Annotated in this window: 13 protein-coding genes, 1 tRNA gene and 1 pseudogene; 8 read left to right on the forward strand and 7 right to left on the reverse strand. The window is 39.7% G+C overall.

Going from position 1 to position 19,080, the window contains the following annotated elements; all coding sequences use genetic code 11:
- Window positions 1-82 precede the first annotated feature (82 nt).
- Both fusA and TDE_RS05025 read left to right on the forward strand, forming a co-directional pair.
- Window positions 83-2,170, forward strand: a complete 2,088-nt coding sequence (gene fusA, locus TDE_RS05020; protein WP_002682356.1) for an elongation factor G — start codon at window positions 83-85, stop codon at window positions 2,168-2,170.
- A 12-nt stretch (window positions 2,171-2,182) separates the two neighbouring features.
- Window positions 2,183-2,866: an AAA family ATPase gene (locus TDE_RS05025; RefSeq protein ID WP_002670541.1), complete on the forward strand. Its 684-nt coding sequence runs from the start codon at window positions 2,183-2,185 to the stop codon at window positions 2,864-2,866.
- 91 nt (window positions 2,867-2,957) lie between these two features.
- Here the strand turns inward: TDE_RS05025 and TDE_RS05030 are convergent, their stop codons facing one another.
- The 3 genes from TDE_RS05030 to TDE_RS05040 form a co-directional block, all read right to left on the reverse strand.
- The gene (locus TDE_RS05030) at window positions 2,958-3,242 is read right to left on the reverse strand and encodes a hypothetical protein (RefSeq protein ID WP_002670543.1); all 285 of its coding nucleotides are present in this window, start codon (window positions 3,240-3,242) and stop codon (window positions 2,958-2,960) included.
- Window positions 3,243-3,457: 215 nt separating this feature from the next.
- Window positions 3,458-3,616: a rubredoxin gene (gene rd / locus TDE_RS05035; protein ID WP_002670545.1), complete on the reverse strand. Its 159-nt coding sequence runs from the start codon at window positions 3,614-3,616 to the stop codon at window positions 3,458-3,460.
- A gap of 59 nt (window positions 3,617-3,675) precedes the next feature.
- Window positions 3,676-5,472, reverse strand: a complete 1,797-nt coding sequence (locus TDE_RS05040) for a lipoprotein (RefSeq protein ID WP_002682360.1) — start codon at window positions 5,470-5,472, stop codon at window positions 3,676-3,678.
- Between the two features lie 163 nt (window positions 5,473-5,635).
- On the opposite strand from TDE_RS05040, the gene TDE_RS05045 reads away from it, so the two are divergent.
- On the forward strand, window positions 5,636-7,714 hold the full coding sequence (locus TDE_RS05045; RefSeq protein ID WP_002682361.1) for a methyl-accepting chemotaxis protein: 2,079 nt from the start codon (window positions 5,636-5,638) through the stop codon (window positions 7,712-7,714).
- A gap of 13 nt (window positions 7,715-7,727) precedes the next feature.
- Here TDE_RS05045 and TDE_RS05050 read toward each other — a convergent pair whose 3' ends face one another.
- Window positions 7,728-9,077 carry an MATE family efflux transporter gene (locus TDE_RS05050; RefSeq protein WP_002682366.1) on the reverse strand — a complete coding sequence of 450 codons (1,350 nt, stop codon included), beginning with the start codon at window positions 9,075-9,077 and terminating at the stop codon, window positions 7,728-7,730.
- Window positions 9,078-9,501: 424 nt separating this feature from the next.
- Between TDE_RS05050 and TDE_RS05055 the strand changes: the two are divergent.
- Window positions 9,502-10,611: pseudogene (locus TDE_RS05055) on the forward strand (formylglycine-generating enzyme family protein).
- 366 nt (window positions 10,612-10,977) lie between these two features.
- On the opposite strand, the gene TDE_RS13365 reads toward TDE_RS05055, so the two are convergent.
- Window positions 10,978-11,112 carry a hypothetical protein gene (locus TDE_RS13365; protein WP_010956870.1) on the reverse strand — a complete coding sequence of 45 codons (135 nt, stop codon included), beginning with the start codon at window positions 11,110-11,112 and terminating at the stop codon, window positions 10,978-10,980.
- Window positions 11,113-11,381: 269 nt separating this feature from the next.
- Between TDE_RS13365 and TDE_RS05060 the strand changes: the two genes are divergently transcribed.
- The 4 genes from TDE_RS05060 to metG all read left to right on the forward strand — a co-directional run bounded on the left by TDE_RS05060 (window position 11,382) and on the right by metG (window position 17,684).
- Window positions 11,382-13,226 carry an ABC transporter ATP-binding protein gene (locus tag TDE_RS05060; RefSeq protein ID WP_002682372.1) on the forward strand — a complete coding sequence of 615 codons (1,845 nt, stop codon included), beginning with the start codon at window positions 11,382-11,384 and terminating at the stop codon, window positions 13,224-13,226.
- On the forward strand, window positions 13,226-15,103 hold the full coding sequence (locus TDE_RS05065; RefSeq protein WP_002671827.1) for an ABC transporter ATP-binding protein: 1,878 nt from the start codon (window positions 13,226-13,228) through the stop codon (window positions 15,101-15,103). The genes TDE_RS05060 and TDE_RS05065 overlap by 1 nt, the downstream gene beginning before the upstream one ends.
- Window positions 15,104-15,135: 32 nt before the next feature.
- Window positions 15,136-15,224 (forward strand) — tRNA-Sec (locus TDE_RS05070).
- Between the two features lie 78 nt (window positions 15,225-15,302).
- Window positions 15,303-17,684 carry a methionine--tRNA ligase gene (gene metG, locus TDE_RS05075; RefSeq protein WP_002682373.1) on the forward strand — a complete coding sequence of 794 codons (2,382 nt, stop codon included), beginning with the start codon at window positions 15,303-15,305 and terminating at the stop codon, window positions 17,682-17,684.
- Between the two features lie 92 nt (window positions 17,685-17,776).
- On the opposite strand, the gene TDE_RS05080 is transcribed toward metG, so the two are convergent.
- Together TDE_RS05080 and TDE_RS05085 are read right to left on the reverse strand one after the other, a co-directional pair.
- Window positions 17,777-18,412 (reverse strand): NAD(P)H-dependent oxidoreductase, encoded by a 636-nt coding sequence (locus TDE_RS05080; protein ID WP_002682375.1) that lies wholly within the window; start codon window positions 18,410-18,412, stop codon window positions 17,777-17,779.
- Window positions 18,409-18,897: a flavodoxin family protein gene (locus TDE_RS05085; protein WP_002682377.1), complete on the reverse strand. Its 489-nt coding sequence runs from the start codon at window positions 18,895-18,897 to the stop codon at window positions 18,409-18,411. The genes TDE_RS05080 and TDE_RS05085 overlap by 4 nt, the downstream gene beginning before the upstream one ends.
- Window positions 18,898-19,080: the final 183 nt, after the last annotated feature.

The raw sequence follows: 19,080 nt of genomic DNA on the forward strand, positions 1-19,080 counted from the left end.
TATGACTTTTCGGTTTTATAAAATCATTTAGGAGAAACTCGGCAGTTTGCTCCTAAAAATCTATAAAGATGAGGTATTGATTATGGGTAATGATATTTCTAAGATGAGAAATATCGGTATTAGTGCTCACATTGACTCCGGTAAAACAACTCTTTCGGAACGAATTCTTTTTTATTGTGATAGAATTCATGCTTTACACGAGGTCCGCGGAAAAGACGGTGTGGGTGCTACGATGGATAATATGGAGCTTGAAAAGGAACGAGGTATCACGATTCAGTCAGCTTCAACTCAGGTTAAATGGAAGGATTATACGGTTAACGTAATTGACACTCCCGGGCACGTAGACTTCACAATCGAAGTTGAACGTTCTTTACGCGTTTTGGACGGAGCTATCTTGGTTCTTTGTTCTGTCGGAGGTGTTCAGTCCCAATCTATCACTGTTGACAGACAGTTAAAACGCTATCATGTTCCCCGAATTGCATTTGTAAATAAGTGCGACAGAACCGGTGCTAACCCGTTTAAAGTTAGGATGCAGCTTAGGGAAAAACTAGGGCTCAATGCTTATATGATGCAGATTCCCATAGGTTTGGAAGATAAGCTTGAAGGCGTTGTAGACCTTGTTACTATGAAGGCTATGTATTTTGAAGGCGAAAACGGTACCCAGATCCGCATGGCCGAAATTCCCCAGCATCTTTTAGCCGATGCTCAAAAATACAGGGAAGAAATGATTGATGCCGCTACCATGTTCTCAGATGAACTGGCAGAAGCCTTTTTGGAAGGTGCCGAAACCGAAGAAATGATAAGAGCCGCAGTCAGAAAGGGAACCCTGGCAGAGCAGTTTGTTCCCGTCTTCCTCGGTTCAGCTTATAAAAATAAGGGTATCCAGCCCCTTTTGGATGCGGTAGGTTATTATCTCCCCGATCCGACAGAAATCGAAAATACGGCTTTAGATCTCGATGAAAATGAAAAGCCGGTCGTTCTTGGTACGGATGAAAATGCTCCGGTAGTTGCATTAGGCTTTAAGCTTGAAGACGGAAAATACGGACAGCTTACCTATGTCCGAGTTTATCAAGGAACTTTAAAGAAGGGTGAGGAGTTATTTAATACCCGTGCCAAAAAGAAGTTTAAGGTAGGCCGTTTGGTTCGAATGAACTCCGCAACTATGGAAGATATTAACGAGGGTGGTCCCGGCGACATTGTAGCTCTTTTCGGTATCGACTGTGCTTCGGGAGATACATTCTGCGGAGAAAACCTAAACTATGCAATGAGTTCCATGTATGTTCCGGATCCCGTTATCTCTCTTTCGCTTACACCGAAAGATAAGCAGGCTGCCGATCAAATGTCCAAGGCTCTTAACCGCTTTACAAAAGAAGACCCGACTTTTAGGAGCTATGTAGACAAGGAATCGAACCAGACCATTATTCAGGGTATGGGCGAGCTTCACTTGGAAGTTTATATTGAGCGAATGAAGAGAGAATATAAGTGTGATGTTGAAACAGGTATGCCTCAGGTTGCTTACAGAGAAGCTATTACCCAGAGGGCAGATTTTAACTATACTCACAAAAAGCAGACAGGCGGTTCCGGTCAGTTCGGCCGTGTTGCAGGCTTTATCGAGCCTTGCACCGAGCAAGATTATGAGTTTGACAATCAGATAAAGGGAGGAGCAATTCCTTCGGAATTTATACCTTCTTGCGATAAGGGCTTTAAGGAAGCCATTAAGAGGGGAACCCTCATCGGATTCCCGATTGTCGGAACTAAGGTTACTATAAATGACGGGCAGTCCCACCCTGTAGACTCCTCGGATATGGCCTTCCAAGCTGCTGCAATCGGAGCCTTCCGTGAGGCTTACAAGGCTGCAAAACCTGCAATTCTTGAGCCCATTATGAAGGTTTCAATCGAAGGACCTCAGGAATTCCAAGGTAATATCTTCGGTCTCATAAATCAAAGGCGCGGAATTATTATTTCATCAACTGAAGACGATAACTTTACCCGTGTAGATGCCGAAGTTCCGTTAAGCGAAATGTTCGGATTTTCTACCATTCTGCGTTCTTCAACACAGGGAAAGGCTGAATACTCTATGGAATTTGCCAAGTACGGCAAGGCTCCGGCAAGTATTTCGGAAGAACTGATAAAAGAATACGAAGCTAAAAGGCTTGCAGAAAAAAAATAAGGAGGCTCTGTAATGCTTAAAGAAGATTTGATTGAAAAAAGCCCGATGAGAAAACTTGAAAAAGCTCTCGGCGGCGGCTTGGCAGCAGGTGAGGTAGGTGTTGTTACATCAAAAAAAGGTGTGGGAAAAACATCTATTTTGGTTCAGTTTGGTTTGGATAAACTCTTACAGGACAAACCTGTTGTTCATATATCGTTCAGTCAGCATGTAGACTATGCCATAACTTGGTATAACGATATGTTTAACGAGCTGGCAAAGAAAAAGAACCTCGGCAATGCTCCGGAAATAAAGGCGCAAGCCTTTTCAAAGAGGATTGTCTTAAACTTTAATCAAGATACTGTTAGAACTACTCAGATTTTAAAGACAATCAGGGCCTTGTCCGAAGGAGGCTCAAAGCCGTCAGTAGTTATGATTGACGACTTTAACTTTGCAAAAGCCCTGCCTGAAGCAATGAAGGCAATGAAGGCCTTTGCAAAAGAAATGGACGTAGCTGTTTGGTATACGGCTGCTGCAGATGTTGCTTCTTTTGAAATCGATGAGAGCTTGAAGAAGTATATTGATGACATTGATGTACTTCTCTATCTTGAAAATGACGGGGATTTTGTAAGGATTAAGGCATTAAAGGAACACGGAAACGGAGCTTCCGATACCGGATCTTCTTTTGATGCTAAAACCATGCTTTTGAGCGAAAAATAATCCGTAAAACTATCACAAAAAAAACCGTGAAAGGCAGCACCCTTCACGGTTTTTTTTGTGATTATAAAGATTAAGTAAAAAAAGCAGAGCCCTACCAGACTAATTTCTTTTTTACTTCTACCTTAGAGACTCCGAAAAGCCTCTTGATTTGTTCTTTTTTGTAATTTGAATGGGAAATTTTATTATATTCATCAGCCACCTTTTGAAGGTCTTCTTCGGATTCGGTATAAACGGCATAGGCTGCCGCAGCCCTAAAAGCTCCGGATTCTAAAAGTTGGTCAAGATTTTTATTTGAATTTTTTGATAGTCTTGCCTTATCTACTATGGCGGAATTTCCGTCATAACCTATTGTGTTTATAAAATCTTTGATTTCCATAACCTCTCCCAAATTTAACTTTTTTATAAATCAACAACCCCGACGCGAGGTCGGGGTACAGTACTCAATGTTTCGCACTGTATGTTCTCATAAGGTGGTTGCAGTCGGCTTTAATACCCTTCGTTACGACGCAAGCGTCGGGGTATTAAACCCTCCGCACGAATAAAGCCGGCCCCTGTTTTAAAAGCCGGCTCAGTTTTTGATAGCTTAAAGCATCACACCTTTGTAAAGCTTTCTTTTCCTACTCCGCAAAGGGGGCATACCCAATCATCAGGTATATCTTCAAATGCTGTTCCGGGAGCAATTCCGCCGTCGGGATCGCCTAAAGCCGGATCATACACATATCCGCATAAATCGCATACATATTTATCCATTTTATACTCCTTAAATGATGATAAGATCACTCTATGCTTCTATAATACACTTTTTTTTGTTAATCGGCAAGTAATTTATCCAGGTTTTCCGATAAATTAACGAGATTCTTATTTGAAGGATCTAAGGCCAATACTTGACCGAGATAATATTTTGCTTTTTTATAATCTTTAGTTTTTAAATACCATTCATACATAGCAAAAAGAGAGTCTTTGTTTCGCGGATTTGACAGGAGACTTGATTGTAGAAAATTTAAATATTCACTCGAATTCCCTTGTTCCAGTTTTGCATTATAGTAATACAAAATCGATTTAAGCTGAGAATCGGCTCCCTTCATTTTTTGATTTATTACCTGCTTTACGGTTTGATAATCTTTTCCGGCATATAAAGCTTCCATATAGAGATTTATAAAGGAATTTGAAGGATTTTTTGTATTTGCATAAAGCTGCTTTGCAAGGCTGAGAGCTTTTGATGTTTGACCTGCACCAAGGTATGAGGTTAATAGAAGTTCTTTGTTTGCCTCGCTGGGGTATTTAGCGGCTAAGTCTTCAGCAGATTCTACTGCCTGTGCCCATTTTCCGTTATTAATATCGTTTTTTACCAATAGGGCTAAGGCAGCCGTATTTTTCGGGTAAGCTTCCAAGACTTTGCGGATAAAAAAGTCAGCCGGTTTATTGTCTATTTTGGTTGAAGCTTCAAAGCAAATCTCTGCACAGGCTAAAAGAACATTAAAATCTTCAGGGTAGTATTTATAAGCTTCGGTTAAAAATTCGGATGCCCGAATCAGATTTTTATTCCATTCTTTTGTTACACGGGCTCTATATAGAAGATAGTTTTTTGCAGTTTTGTTTTTGGTTGAATAAGCATCCAAAAGAGAGTTTGCCTTTAGGTACTCTTTTTGTTCTATTAATATTCTTATCCGTAAAAGGAGGGCTGAGATGTTTTCAGGCTCTTTTTTTAGGACCGATACAATGTTCTCCGAAGCCTTGTTTAAATCGTTTTTTGCTATATGGGCTTGAGCATATAAGAGTTTAACTTCAGTATTGTCATTGTAGAGGCTGTTTAGTGCGTCGGCTATTTTTAAGGTTTCTGTTCCGTTACCCGATTCTGCAGCAAAGTGCCCGTATTTAAAACCGGCAGGATAGCAAGAGGAATCAAGCTGCCAAGCTTTTTGGTATAGGGTAACGGCCTCGGTCAATTTATTGGTTTTTTCCTTATAAAGACCTAAAAGATAATAGGCTAGGACGGACTGAGGCCTTAGTTTTTGAGCCTCCGTAAGTCTTGATTCTATATCCTCGGAATATTGTGCGAGCGTTGTACCGGAAAAATCATCATTGGCTAAAACCAATGTAGGAATTATAAGGCCTAAAAAACCGTCTTTTTTTGTTGAAACAGGATATAATCCGGATTTTACCTCTTTTAGAGCCTGTAAATAAGGTTCATCTTCGGTATAGGCGGGCGGTTTGACTCCATTTGTTTCTAAAGGATATGCAAGATACATTATATCTGCAATTATTTTTAGGTAAAGTTTGTTTTCGTTTGTGAGCCCCTTGCTGTCATTTTGAATAAAAAGAACCGCCTCTTTTAGGCTTACAGGGGAGCCTTTTTCGATGAGGGCTGCAAGGGTTGAATCGAGCTTTTTTTCGGCAAGTTCATTTTTTCCGGGGAGAGATAGAATGGTGCCTTCCCCTATCGGTTTTAAACCTGCTCCATTTTGTTCTATGGAACCTACGGACTTATCTTCTGCAACCGCTTTTTTTGTGCTTACACAAGAAAAAAAAGACAGACAGCACATTATGACTGCAAAAATGAGGAGAGAACGGCGTTTGACTGCAAAATTTTTTACGTAAAAACTCACTTTTATATTATAATATATTTTAATAATGTTGCCAATATCTTTTTGAGATCTTAATTAAGAATTTTCATTCGTGTTGATTTCAATTTTTTTTCTTTTATTACTAGATAATTTTGACAAAATATATTAAAATGAGAAATAAATATTTAGTTTGAGGCTATCTATAATGAAAATTCGGACATCTGTAAATTTATTTTTGACGCTTACCTTGGTTATTGTCGTATTTGGAGCTTTAACTTCAACCATTTATTATATACGATCATTTATAGAGGATGTTTTTTATAAAAACATTCATTATATTTTGGACTCTTCCTTTTCGGAGCTGCAAAGAGATATTGAAAGCGGTTTAACTATTTCAAGAAATTTTGCAAGGCAGAACAATTTAATAAGATGGTTCGAATCTTATGAAGAGGATGGAAAAGACGGGGAAGATATTAAAGCCATGATGTTAAAGTTGGCAAGCGATGAAAAGTTCAGTACCTGTTTTGCCGCTTCCGGATTGACCGGTTCTTATTATGTAGTTAAAGATAAAAAGATTGTGCGGGATAAATTATCTGAAAATAACGCGGTCGATTCATGGTTTTATGATATTTTAAATAAAAAAGACGAGATCTTTTATAGCATTGACTACAATAAAACTTTAGGAACCGTAAATTTTTGGTTCGATTATAAAGTTGCTAATAATAAAGGCGAAGTCTTAGGGCTTGCAGGCGTGGCCGTTAATTTGGATAAGGCTGTAGAAAAAATGAAACAATCCATGCCCAGTGATAATTCCTGGCTGAGTTTTATTGGAAAGGATGATGATGTTATAATATCCTCAAATTCCGAGTTAATCGGAAAAAAAATAGAACTTATTACGGGCAGCCTTATTCCTGTGGAAGGTGTCTCCGGGCTTTATTATTGCACGGATAAAGATTTAGGTAAGGCCATTATTGCAAAAAAACAATTAAAAAATTTACCCTATTCAATTATGCTTTTTGCTCCTATGAGTGATTTTGTTCCATCTATACTTTTAATTTTACGCCTGCCTATTATTTGGTCATTTGGTATTTTTCTTATTGTGCTATTGCTCAGCTCCTTTTTATTAAGACTCTCTTTTGCCCGTTTCGCTAAAATGAATTCCGTATTTAATAAAATAGCTGAAGGAGATTTTAGCATAAGGGCTGATGTTTCAAATGATGAAGTTGGAAGTATAACCTCGGTTTTAAATAACGCAATAGAGAAGGTTAGTGCTTCCTTGGCAAATATTGGGAAGCATACCGACAAGATGCAGGGGATGTGCGAAAATTTATCTGCCAATATGGTAGAATCCGCTGCCGCCTTAAATGAGATTACGGCAAATATTGATGGAGTTAGAGGGCAGGTTCTCACTCAAAACTCCAGTGTAGAAAATGCGGTCAGCAAGGTGGATGAAATATCCAGAGGTATTTCAGAGCTTGATGTTCATATTGACAATCAAACTGAAAGTTTTATGTCTTCTACAAAGGCTGTAGTAGAAATAGTTTCAAATATTGAAGGTGTAAGAGGAAGGGCGCAAGATAATTTAAAAGCCATTAAAGAACTTGAACAGACAACTCACCAAGGAAAAGAAACCGTAAAATCCGTCGTAGATATTACCAGGATCGTAACCGAGCAATCTGATGGACTTTTGGATGCAATTTCCGTTATACAAAATACGGCAAGTCAGACAAACCTTCTTGCAATGAATGCTGCAATTGAAGCTGCTCATGCCGGAGAAGCCGGAAAGGGTTTTGCCGTTGTTGCCGATGAGATCAGAAAGCTTGCCGAAGAATCCGGAGAGCAGGGTAAAAATATTACAAAGGTTTTGGAAGAATTAAAAAGCAAGATCGAAAATCTAAACGGTGTCGGACCCCGTGTTTCCGAGCAGTTTGAAAAGATAAGTTCTATGATGGATTTTATTTACCGCCATGAAGACGGAATGATAAGAACCATGAATGAGCAGCTCAAAGATGCGGAAGTTGTCTTAAATGAAATACACGGAATGGAAGAGGTAAGCCAAGCTGTAAAAGAGGGTTCCGATGAAATGCTTTTAAAGATAGAAAAAATTTCACAAGAGCTTAAAACTCTTTCTTCCCTTTCGGAAAATATAACTCAAAGGATGACAGAGATGTCGGTTGGGGTAGGGCAGGTAAATAAGAATATTCAGGAAGTAAGCGATACTGCAAGAGTGAATAAAGAAACGGCTTCCGGGGTTGCTTCGGAAATCGCAAAGTTTAAGGTGTGATTAAAATAAGCTATTATCGAACTTGATATAATTTTTTTCTGTAGATAAAATAATAGACCGTAAATATAATGCTTGTCAAAGTCCATGAAATAGGGAAGGCTAGAACAATCATTTCGATTACAGGGTTTATCGGAACAAATAAAAATATCCAGACAATGCGGGAGGCACAAACTCCGAGGAGGGTTATAAGCATGGGCTTAAAAGTTTCTCCCGTTGCATGGATGGCCGCCGAAAAAACTTCGGTAAAGATGAAGACCGTATAAAAGGGCGCAAGGATATGCATAAGTTTTTCGCTTATTATAAGAACCTCGTAATCCTTTGAGTTGATAAAAAGTTTTCCCAAGGGGACATTCCAAAAATAAAGCATTACACAAATGCTTCCTATTATAATGCCGGACATAATAAGCCCTATCCGCACAACTCCGGTAATGCGGTCATATTTTCTTGCACCGTAATTTTGAGCAACAAAGGTTGCAACCGATGTGGTCATGGCTTCGAGTAATATCCAAATTAAAAAGTCCAGCTTGCCGCAAAGCGCACACGCCGCAATGTTGTCCGTTCCCGTACCGTTTACAGTTGCCTGAATTATCATATTGGCTATGGGGAAGAAGGCTGACTGTATGCCGATAGGAAGTCCGAGCCTTGCAATCTTGATAGAAGATAACCTGTCAATTTTTATCTTGCTAAGGAGCAATGGACAGTATCCCGTTTTTTTGGTGAGAGCAAAAAGAATTATTACTGCACTTATAAGCTGCGAAAGCACGGTCGCAAGGGCTGCTCCTCCGATTCCCCACTTAAAGATTCCTATAAAGATTAGGTCTAAGATTACGTTTAATATTGAAGAAACTATCAGGGCATAGAAGGGCGTTTTGGAATTTCCCATTGCACGCAAAATTCCCGAACCGATATTATAAAAAAGGGAGATTCCCATTCCCGCAAAATAAATTCTGACATAGCTCAATGTCATCTCAAAAATATCTTGAGGAACGCCCATCATAAAAAGAAGCAGTGGAGAAATAAGAACTCCGATTATCGAAAGACTTATGCCCGCAATAAGGGTTAGGCCTATTGAAGTGTGGATTGCAGTAAAGAGTTCCTTGATTTTTTTTGCACCGAATAATTGGGAAATAATAATCGTAGCCCCCGCCGAAAGTCCGCTGAAAAGATTTATCGGCAGTTTTAATAAACTTAAAACGGAATCGATTGCCGCAAGACCTTCCTTACCTGTAAACTTCCCCACAATGACGGCATCGGCTGCCGTATATAAATGCTGAAAAAAGTTTCCTGCCAAAATGGGAAGAGTAAATATTATCAAAGTTTTCCAAATTACGCCTTCGGTAAGATCCAAGTCTTTTTTGTACATAGCCTTTTTTCCGTTTTGAGATTCCCTGCTAAAATCTTGGGTTATATAATAAGAATAAAATTAGAGCTTGTCAACGAAAGAAACCGTTTTTTTTTAATTTTAGGATATTACAAATTTGATAAAATTGATATTACGATAAGGTTGATATTTGTGTGGAAACATGTTACACTGTACCGTAATGATAGACAAACACACCGACAGCAGTTATAAATACAATGCACGCCAAGAGTTGAGCTTTGCTCAATTTACCAGAGGCTTATTAAGGATGTCATTACAAAGACTCCCTTAAAACCGCCACGGATGGCGGTGGTTAAGACTCTTAGAGTTTTGCTTACGCAAAACTCTAAGATCAAAAATGTGCGTCCATGCACATTTTTGATCGCTCGGCGGTTAAATTAAAAATTAACTTTGGCAGGAGGAACTTATGACAAAGTTTAAAACAAACAAAAACAAGAAGGCAAAAGCCTTCACAGTTAATGGAGTCGCGGCACTCATCATAGCCGCAATATTGGCACTGGTTTTTATAGCCTGTCCGAACAATGCAGGCGGAAATTCAGGTAACTCAGGTGGAGAAACACCCACACCCTCTGAAGCTACATATGAGTTTGTAGAAATTTCCGAGGTAACCATTACAGGCAAAGAAGTAGACCCCTTAACCTTACCCGGAACTGATGCTTGGTGGAAAGGCGTATTTATTAAAGACCGAAAGGTAAAATTAAGCCCCTACAAGCTCGGCAAGACAGAGGTAACGTATGAGTTATAGCACGAGGTACTCACATGGGCAGAAAGTAATGGCTACACCTTTGCTAATAAGGGAAAAGAAGGCAGTCATGGAACCGTAGGAGCAGCCCCTACAGGTGCAAAAAAAGAGCCTGTAACTGAAGTAAGTTGGCGGGACTGCATAGTATGGTGTAATGCGTATACTCAAATGCAGGCTGAAGGTAAAGCCGATACCGAATGCGTCTACCGCAAAAAGGACGATCATACGGTTGTATTAAAAGATGCGACGGCAACAGCTGATTGTGATGCAGCCTATGCCGATATGAGTAAAAAAGGCTTTAGACTTCCTACGGAAGCCGAGTGGGAATATGCGGCACGTTGGCAGGGAAGCGATAAAACAAATGCGGCACAATACGGGGAAGTATGGCTGACCAAACTAAACAGTGCAAGCGGAGCCAAAGATAAATGGGATACGGCTGAAACAGGAGAGGTTGCATGGTATAGAGGTAATTCAGGAAATAAAACTCATCCGGTAGGAAAAAAGCGGGCGAATGCACTCGGTTTATATGATATGAGCGGGAATGTCTGGGAATGGTGTTTTGATTGGTATAATAACCCTGCATCAAACGATGATGCTTATAAGCAAGGCGGTATTGTTACCGATCCTCAGGGTGCCGCATCAGGCTCTTACCGTGTTCTACGCGGCGGCAGCTGGTACGATAGCGCGAAGAACTGCACTGTAGGCTTTCGGTTTAACCGCGACCCTGGCTACGGGAACTTAGATATTGGCTTCCGCTTGGCTTGGCGGCCTTGAGTCGATGAAAAATGTACATCCGTGTACATTTTTCATCTTAGAGTTTTAGACTTGTGTCTAAAACTCTTGGAAGTTTGGAACCACCGCCGTCCATGGCGGTGTTGTATTAACTATTTAATTTGTTGTAGTTGGAAATGATCAGTTTTCACCAAAATAAGAGATGATAGTTAATATTTAGAATTTTTTATTTGAATCTTTAGTTTTACCCAAATCCTTCTGTTCACAATCTCAATTAAAGATTAAACTAAAAATTTGATAACAATGCGGGTTCTTAGGGGCGGAGCCCCTAAGCGGAATTTTGGAGAAAGGAGGGGACATAGGGGAGGAAAACACCTTTCTCCGAAAAAGGGGTTTTCTTCCCCTAATTTACAGTTCCTCAATCTCTGATTCGGGAAGTCCGGTCATTAACAAAATCTCGGAAATGGGATAACCTCTGTTTTTCATAAGTTTTGCTGTTTCCCGCTTAACCCTATCCTTAATATCCATTTCAAAAGTTGACATTAATTTATATTCTTGCCTTGCTTGTATATATAGGGGGAGAGAACACCCCGTTCAGAGCAGGGTTTTCTCTCCCCCTATACCCCCTCTTTTTCCCGCGCTGCCAAAGGGGCTACCCCTTTGGAAACCCCGATTTATGGGTAAAGATAAGTTATAGAAAATATTTGAAAAAAATAGTAAATTATAAAAAAAATCTCAGCGTCCTTTGCGTCCTCTGCGGTTAAATTATCCGCCTTTGACACTTCCCTTTATTTATGTTATCATCTTCCCTTATGGAAAAAGAGGAAAAAAAAGAACCTATAAAATACGGCATTTTAAGCAATGTTTGGTTTATGCTTAAAACATCTTTTAGGACATATAAGTCGGTGCCTGTTTTGATTTTGCTGGAAGCCCTTTTATATACGGGAGATAATTTAATTTCGATATTTTTTGCGCCTGCCGTTTTGAGCCTTATTCAAAACAATGCTCCCATTAAAAATCTTTTAATAACTATTTTTGCCTTTGCTTTTTCTTTAATGCTTTTACGCGGACTCCTCTCTTATCTGCGAACGAACCATTTATTCGGGCGGATTGGAGTTAGGAGTGAGCTTATTTTTATGATAGGCAGTAAGGCGATGAATACTTCCTATAATAACTTGGATAATAAGGATTTTGAAGCAAAGAAAAATAAGGCGATGGGTGTTACCGGCGGTAACTCGGAATCAACCGAAGCTATTTGGACTACCTTACAGGGGCTTCTTCAATACCTTCTTTGCTTTATCATCTATCTTGTTATCCTTGCTTCCTTAAACCTTAATATAATTTTAATTACCTTTTTGACAACCTGCGTGAGTTTTTTTATCACCAACAGTGTAAGCTCTTGGATGTATAAAAGGCGTGATGAAGAAAATAAGCATGTAAATCATTTACGCTACATAACCCAAACCGGAAAAAATAAGCAGCTTGCAAAGGATATCCGCCTTTTCGGAATGGAGGCTTGGCTTAAAGAATTATATGAAAAGCATTTAAGGCTTTACAGCAATTTTCACCTCAAAGGAGAAAAGCGTTATTTTTTTGCCGACCTTGCAGACCTTGTTTTAACCTTTTTGCGGAACGGTCTTATTTATTATTGGCTGATAAGTCTTGTCTTACAAAAAAATATAAGCGTTCCCCAATTTATTCTTTATTTTGCCGCAGCGGGAACTTTTACCCAATGGGTAAGCGGTATTTTAAATCGGTTTTCTGTTTTGCATAAGCAAAGTCTGGATATTTCCCGCCTTAGAGAATTTTTTGAATTTAAAGAAGATTATCTATTTGAAAAAGGTGAAAAAATTCCTCTACAAAAAGAAAACCTCATCGAGCTAAAAGATGTAAGCCTTTTATATTCGGAAGGCGGAACTCCTGTTTTGGATAGATTCAATTTGACTTTGAAGCCTAAAGAAAAGCTTGCCATTGTCGGCTTAAACGGGGCAGGAAAAACAAGCCTTGTAAAATTGATTACCGGGCTTTACGATCCTAGCCAAGGAGAGGTTTTATTTAACGGAAAAAATATAAAAGAATTTAACCGAAGCGAATACTATAAGTGCTTTAGTGCGGTCTTTCAGGAGTTTTCGATTCTGCCTACCAGTATTGCTGTAAACATTGCACAAAGCCGAGAGAACATTAACAAGGAGAGGATTGAAGATGTGCTAAAGCTTTCGGGACTTTACGATAAGGTTAAAACTCTTCCCCAAAAAGAAGAAACCCGTCTTTGTAAGGACATCTTCTTTGATGCCGTAGAACTTTCAGGCGGCGAAACTCAAAAGCTCTTACTTGCAAGGGCTCTTTACAATGACAGGCCCTTTTTAATATTGGATGAACCGACGGCAGCCTTGGACCCTATCGCTGAACATGAGCTTTATACTAAGTATAACGATTTATCGAAGGACAAAACTTCTATCTTTATTTCGCACAGGCTTGCTTCCACCCGCTTTTGTGACAGGATTATTTTTATAAAGGACGGAAAAATAATCGAAGAAGGCACCCATGATTCTCTTTTAAAAAAGGGCGGGGAGTACGCTCATCTTTTTGAAGTACAAAGCAAGTATTATAAGGAAGAACAGGATAAAGAATTGCCTGAAGGTTTAGGGGAAATCTGATGAAAACTGAAAAAGAACATAATAAAAAAAGACATAACAAGGGCTTGAATCGGCGGGCTTTTTTGCTTCTCTTTAAAAAGGCTCCTTTGTTTTTTATTTCCGTGCTTGGAGAAAAAGTTTTTACAAGCCTCTTGCCCTTTATAGGTATTTTCTTTTCGGCAAGAATTATAAACGAGCTTGTTTTAATTTATTCGGGGAAAGGAGATTTATCAAAAATCAAAAGTTTGGTTTTACTCTCTCTAATTTTAACGGCTGCCTTTATGCTTGTTTCTTCCTTATTTAAAAGATGGGCAAACTATGAAGGCCGAAGCGTGGATTATAAACTGCAAGATATCTATGTTCAAAAGTTTTTAAGCATGGACTTCCAAGATGTTGAATCCGCAAAAACAAATGAGATTTATACAAGGATGTGGCAAAATACAAATTACGCAGGCTGGGGTTTGGAAAAAATCCTTTGGATCTATCCTAAATGTTCTACTCATATTACTTCCGTTATTACTTCGGCCGCCTTGAGTATAAGCCTTTTTAGCTTTAAGGTTCAAAGTCCCGAATTGGCCTTTTTAAACAATCCTTTGTTTATCTTTGTAATTCTTTTTAGTATTATACTTTTAATTCTCATTCCTGCAAAGCTTCAGACAATGTCAGATTCCTACTGGGCAATTGTTTCGGATGATGCTACAGAAGGAAACAGGGTGTTTAGTTTTTTCTTTAGGCTCTTTAACGAAAAAAACCGAGCAATGGATGTGCGTATGTACGGTCAGCAAAAAGAGGGCAACATAATAAGAGCTTCCAGTAATATTTTTATGCCGGGCGGAAGGGTTTCGCAATATGCTAAAAAAGAGATGGGCTTTTTTGCCTTTTTATCGGCCTTTATTTCTACTTCTCTTTTAATAATCATTTACGGCTTTGTGGGGCTAAAAGCTTTAGGAAGAGCGTTCCCTGCCGGAAACCTCATGCAATATGCGGCAAGCATCACAGCCCTTTCTTCCGCCCTCACCGAAATATTTACGGTTGCAGGGGAGGCAAAAAACAATAGAGGATTTTTAAAGGATGTGTTTGACTTCTTGGATATAAAAAACGGAATGTGTATGAACAAGGCTCCGGTCAATTATCAACCGCTTGATAAGCCTCTTATAGAATTTAAAAACGTTTCCTTTGCTTATCCCGATTCCGAAAAGACCGTTTTAAAGAATTTAAACCTTAGTTTAAGGCAGGGTGAGCGGCTTGCCGTAGTCGGTAAAAACGGGAGCGGTAAGACCACCTTTGTAAAACTCCTCTGCCGCCTCTATGACCCTGTTGAAGGCGAAATCCTTTTTAACGGAAAAAACATAAAAGAATATGACTATAAAGAATATCTAAATCTTTTTTCCGTAGTTTTTCAGGATTTTAAACTCCTTGCCCTCCCTCTTGCCCAAAACATTTCGGGCGGAGAGGCTTACGATAAACTTAAAGTCTTGGAGGTTTTAAAAAAAACCGGCCTCGATCTTTCGAAGTTTAAAAATGCTGAAGAAACTTATCTTTATAAAAACTTCGATGATGAAGGCGTAAATATTTCAGGCGGGGAGGGGCAAAAGATTGCAATAGCCCGAGCCCTTTATAAGGATGCACCCCTCATAATCTTGGACGAACCTACAGCCGCCCTCGACCCTATTGCCGAAGCCGAAATCTATTCCAAATTCGACGGTCTTGTAAAAAACAAAACCTTCCTGTATATTTCGCACCGCCTTTCTTCCTGTAAGTTTTGTTCCCATATTTTGGTCTTTGACGCTGGTCTCATAGTTCAAGAAGGCAGCCACGAAGAACTTTTAGCGGAAGACGGCCTTTACAGTAAATTGTGGAACGCCCAAGCACAGTATTATAATCAAAACCACCCCTAGACAAAAGCTCCGATTTTGTGTATAGTCCTTACGGAAGCAGATGGGGTCTGGTGGCTCCCGCGGTCTTCAAAACCGTAGGTTGCATAATTCGCAATGGCAGGTTCGATTCCTGCCTCTTCCGTTTTTCCGCAGACTAAAACTAACTGTAGGCTAATGCAGGTAGTTGATTTTTTTTTAATAATAATCCATAATCATTTACATGAAACGAAAATTAGTAACCTCGGCTTTGCCCTATGTAAACAATTTTCCCCATTTGGGAAATTTAATTCAAGTATTATCCGCTGATGTATTTGCGCGCTTTTGCCGCTTAAAAGAATATGAAACCCTTTATATTTGCGGCACCGACGAATACGGAACCGCCACCGAGACAAAGGCTCTCGAAGAAAAAAAGAGCCCCGAAGAGCTATGCTCATTCTATCATGCAATTCATGCTGAAATATATAATTGGTTTAATATTGCCTTCGACTATTTTGGAAGAACTTCTACGCCTCAGCAGACCGAAATAACTCAGGGTATTTTTAATGACCTCGATAAAAACGGCTACATTACCGAGCATACTATAGAACAGCTTTACTGCCCCTCCTGTAAGCGCTTTTTGGCCGACCGCTATGTATTGGGTACCTGTCCTTCATGTTCCTATGACGGAGCAAGGGGCGACCAGTGCGAGCATTGCGGAAAACTTTTAGATCCCACCGATTTAAAAGAACCCCGTTGTTCTTCTTGCGGGGCAGCTCCCGAAGTGCGCTCTACAACCCATCTTTATATAAACCTTCCCAAAATCGTACCGGAGTACGAAAAGTGGATGCCTAAGACGGCAGAGGAGGGAAGATGGTCAAACAATGCCCTTCAAATGTCAAAAAGCTGGCTTAGGGACGGCCTTCAAGAAAGGGCTATAACAAGGGACCTTAAATGGGGAATCCCCGTGCCCAAAAAAGGCTTTGAAGACAAGGTTTTTTATGTATGGTTCGATGCTCCAATCGGCTATATTTCGATAACAAAGTGCTGGGCTGACCTTGCCGGAAAGGATTGGAAGGCATGGTGGCTTGATCAAAATGATGTAGAGCTTTTTCAGTTTATCGGAAAAGATAATATTCCATTCCATACGGTAATCTTCCCCTGTTCTCTCATAGGTTCCGGAAAAAATTGGACAAAACTCTTTCATATGTCAGGCACCGAGTACCTTAATTACGAGAACGGAAAATTTTCAAAGTCTAAGGGAGTGGGCGTTTTCGGAAACGATGCCAAAGAATCCGGTATCCCTGCCGATATGTGGAGGTTCTACATCTTTTATAACCGCCCCGAAAAGAACGACACCCAGTTTACATGGAAGGATTTTCAGGAGAGGGTAAACAGCGAGCTTATCGGAAACCTCTGCAATCTTGTAAACAGGACAGCCACCTTTATTCACCGTTATTATGATGGCAAAATACCCCAAGTTGACGGAGCAAAATCCGGTCGGGAGGATATAAAGAGTATGGTAAAATCTTTAAGGGAGGCCGCCTCTGCAAGCTTCAAAAAGATAACGGAGCTTTCGGATTGGGCAGAGCTTAGAGATTCCTTCCATGAAGCCTTTGCCCTCTCTTCAGTTGCAAACAAGGCCTTTCAAGATGGAGAGCCTTGGAAAAGGCGCGAAACCGATCCTGAATATGCCGAAGCCCTTATGTCCGAGCTTTGCTATCTTATAAAGGATATTTTAATTTTAATTCATCCCTATATGCCCCAATACGCCGATCAGGCCGCAGGCTTTTTCGGCCAAAAGATTTGGTCGGGAAATATCTTTGACGGTAAGGCCCCGCAATTTAATAAGCCGGAAGGTTCATTCCTTTCATGGAAAAATTTAGGCGAAAGGGAAGGGCTTAAAACGGTAGAAAACCCCGTAATCATCTTTAAGACCCTTGACAACAAGGTCATCGATGCCTATCGTGAACGTTATTCGGGAAGTCAAAAGGACAGAAAAAAATCGGAAAAAGGCTGTTCAGCTTGTAAGGACAGCGGTTCTTCAAAGTCCGATGCAGCAGCTTCTTCTGCAAAGCCGGAAGTTAAACTCTCTCCGGCCGAGCTTTTTTCAAAAAAGATTGCCTTAAAAACCGCCAAGATTATATCCGTCGAAAGGCATCCCGATGCCGACAAACTCTACATCGAAAAACTTGATGACGGCTCCGGCGAAGAAAGAACAATCCTTTCAGGTCTTGTGCCCTTTTTGAAGGAAGACGAAATATTGGGAAAAACCGTCATAATTGCCGATAACCTAAAACCACGAAAAATGCGCGGTATCGAATCGAAGGGGATGCTTTTGGCGGCAAGCTGGTATGATGAAGAAGAAAAAGAACATGTCGAGCTTCTTCAAGCCCCATGGGCTGCTCCCGGAACGCCTGTAATTCTTGAAGGCGATGCCGATATTTCAGACCCTGAGGCCGTAAAAGCCTTTTACGCACAAAAACCGGCAGCGATAGACGCAGACACCTTCTTTGCCGCTCCCATATTGATAGAAGATTACATTCCTAAAATTGAGGGTAAAAAGCTCTTGGTTGCCGGAAAAGAAATGAAGCTTGAAAAGGTAAAAACCGGAGAAGCAGGCTAGGCCGATTACAGGTTTTTCAGAATAAAATCTTTACCGTTCTTCTAAACAACGGTAAAGATTGGTATGATACTTGCTTAAAATAGCCGTTTGTTTTACTCAATATATTTTTTTCCTAAGTCCTTCGCCTTTCCACCGTTTGCCTTAATCAACTTTCTCCATCTCATCTGCCCGACAATTTTATATAAAAAACGCGGAAAGGCAAGAGATACATAATTATTTTTTTGTATTTCTCCCTTTATAATGATATCCGAAAGTTTTGCAACAGCCTTGTCAATTGCTGCTTTTGGACCATGCCCTGCGGCTGTTTTAGGCATCCCTACCAAGGCACCTCCGCATCCGACTCCGATACCTCCGCCCCATATAAAACCGGCTTTTAAGCACCAATTTTCTAAAATTTGTAATGCTAATTTTCCATGTATCCCTTCATAAAAGCCGCAATTCACTATTCCGTAAATATGTAGATCAGACTTGTGTATAGATACTTCTTCCAATTGAATTAAGCAAGACAGGAGATGTCCCGGAATTCCATCCACATAAAGGGGGTAGGCAAATACCCATGTATCTATCTTTTTTAATTCTTCAATTACTTCTTTGGGAATTTCCGATAAATGAAGTTCAAAATTTACTACTTCTGCATTTTTTTCCAAATATTTTTTTAAATCTTCTAAAAGAATTCCGCTCGCACTATTTTTTGTTTTCGGGCTTCCATTGATTAACGCAATTTTCATAAAAAAACACCATCCAATTCTTTTGCATCTTTATAGAAGTAAACTCCTTTTACTAAAGCATCGTAATTATCTGCGTTGGCTTTTAACAGTTCTTCGGCAGTTTTCTTTTCTATATCGGTAATATTTTCACCGTAAAGGTGGGATGACATTGTAATAATATTTTTATATCTTCTTTTATGGTGCATTTTTCCTTTTCGAATAACAAAGTCCGGATGGATATAAGAGAGTGCCCGATCTTGTACCTTTTTTACAAAAGGACTTATGCTGCCATAATAACAGCGGCTGACTAAAATTAATTCCGAGCAGTTTCCCATGTCGATACCTGTTTTTTCATAACCGTCATGGATGACACATTTCCCCGGAGTTTTTATCCAGCACCCGAAACAGCCAATACAATGATGGATTTTTTTCTTAGGTTGTATGATCTTGTATTCGCCTTTTATCGGAATATTAAAATTTTCAATGTCGGTTATAATAAGTTTCATTGCCATCTACTCCTAAAACAAACATGATTTTGTCTATTTCAATCAGTTGTGCAAAACCCTTCAACAATTCTAGTACTTTTTATATTTTTTTTCAAGGTTCGAAAAATTATATTTTTATAATCCTTATGTCATTAAATTAAAAAAGGGATGCTCCTTAAAGGAACATCCCTTTTGTTTAAGTGT

This window comes from Treponema denticola ATCC 35405, from assembly GCF_000008185.1.
Taxonomy (GTDB): domain Bacteria; phylum Spirochaetota; class Spirochaetia; order Treponematales; family Treponemataceae; genus Treponema_B; species Treponema_B denticola.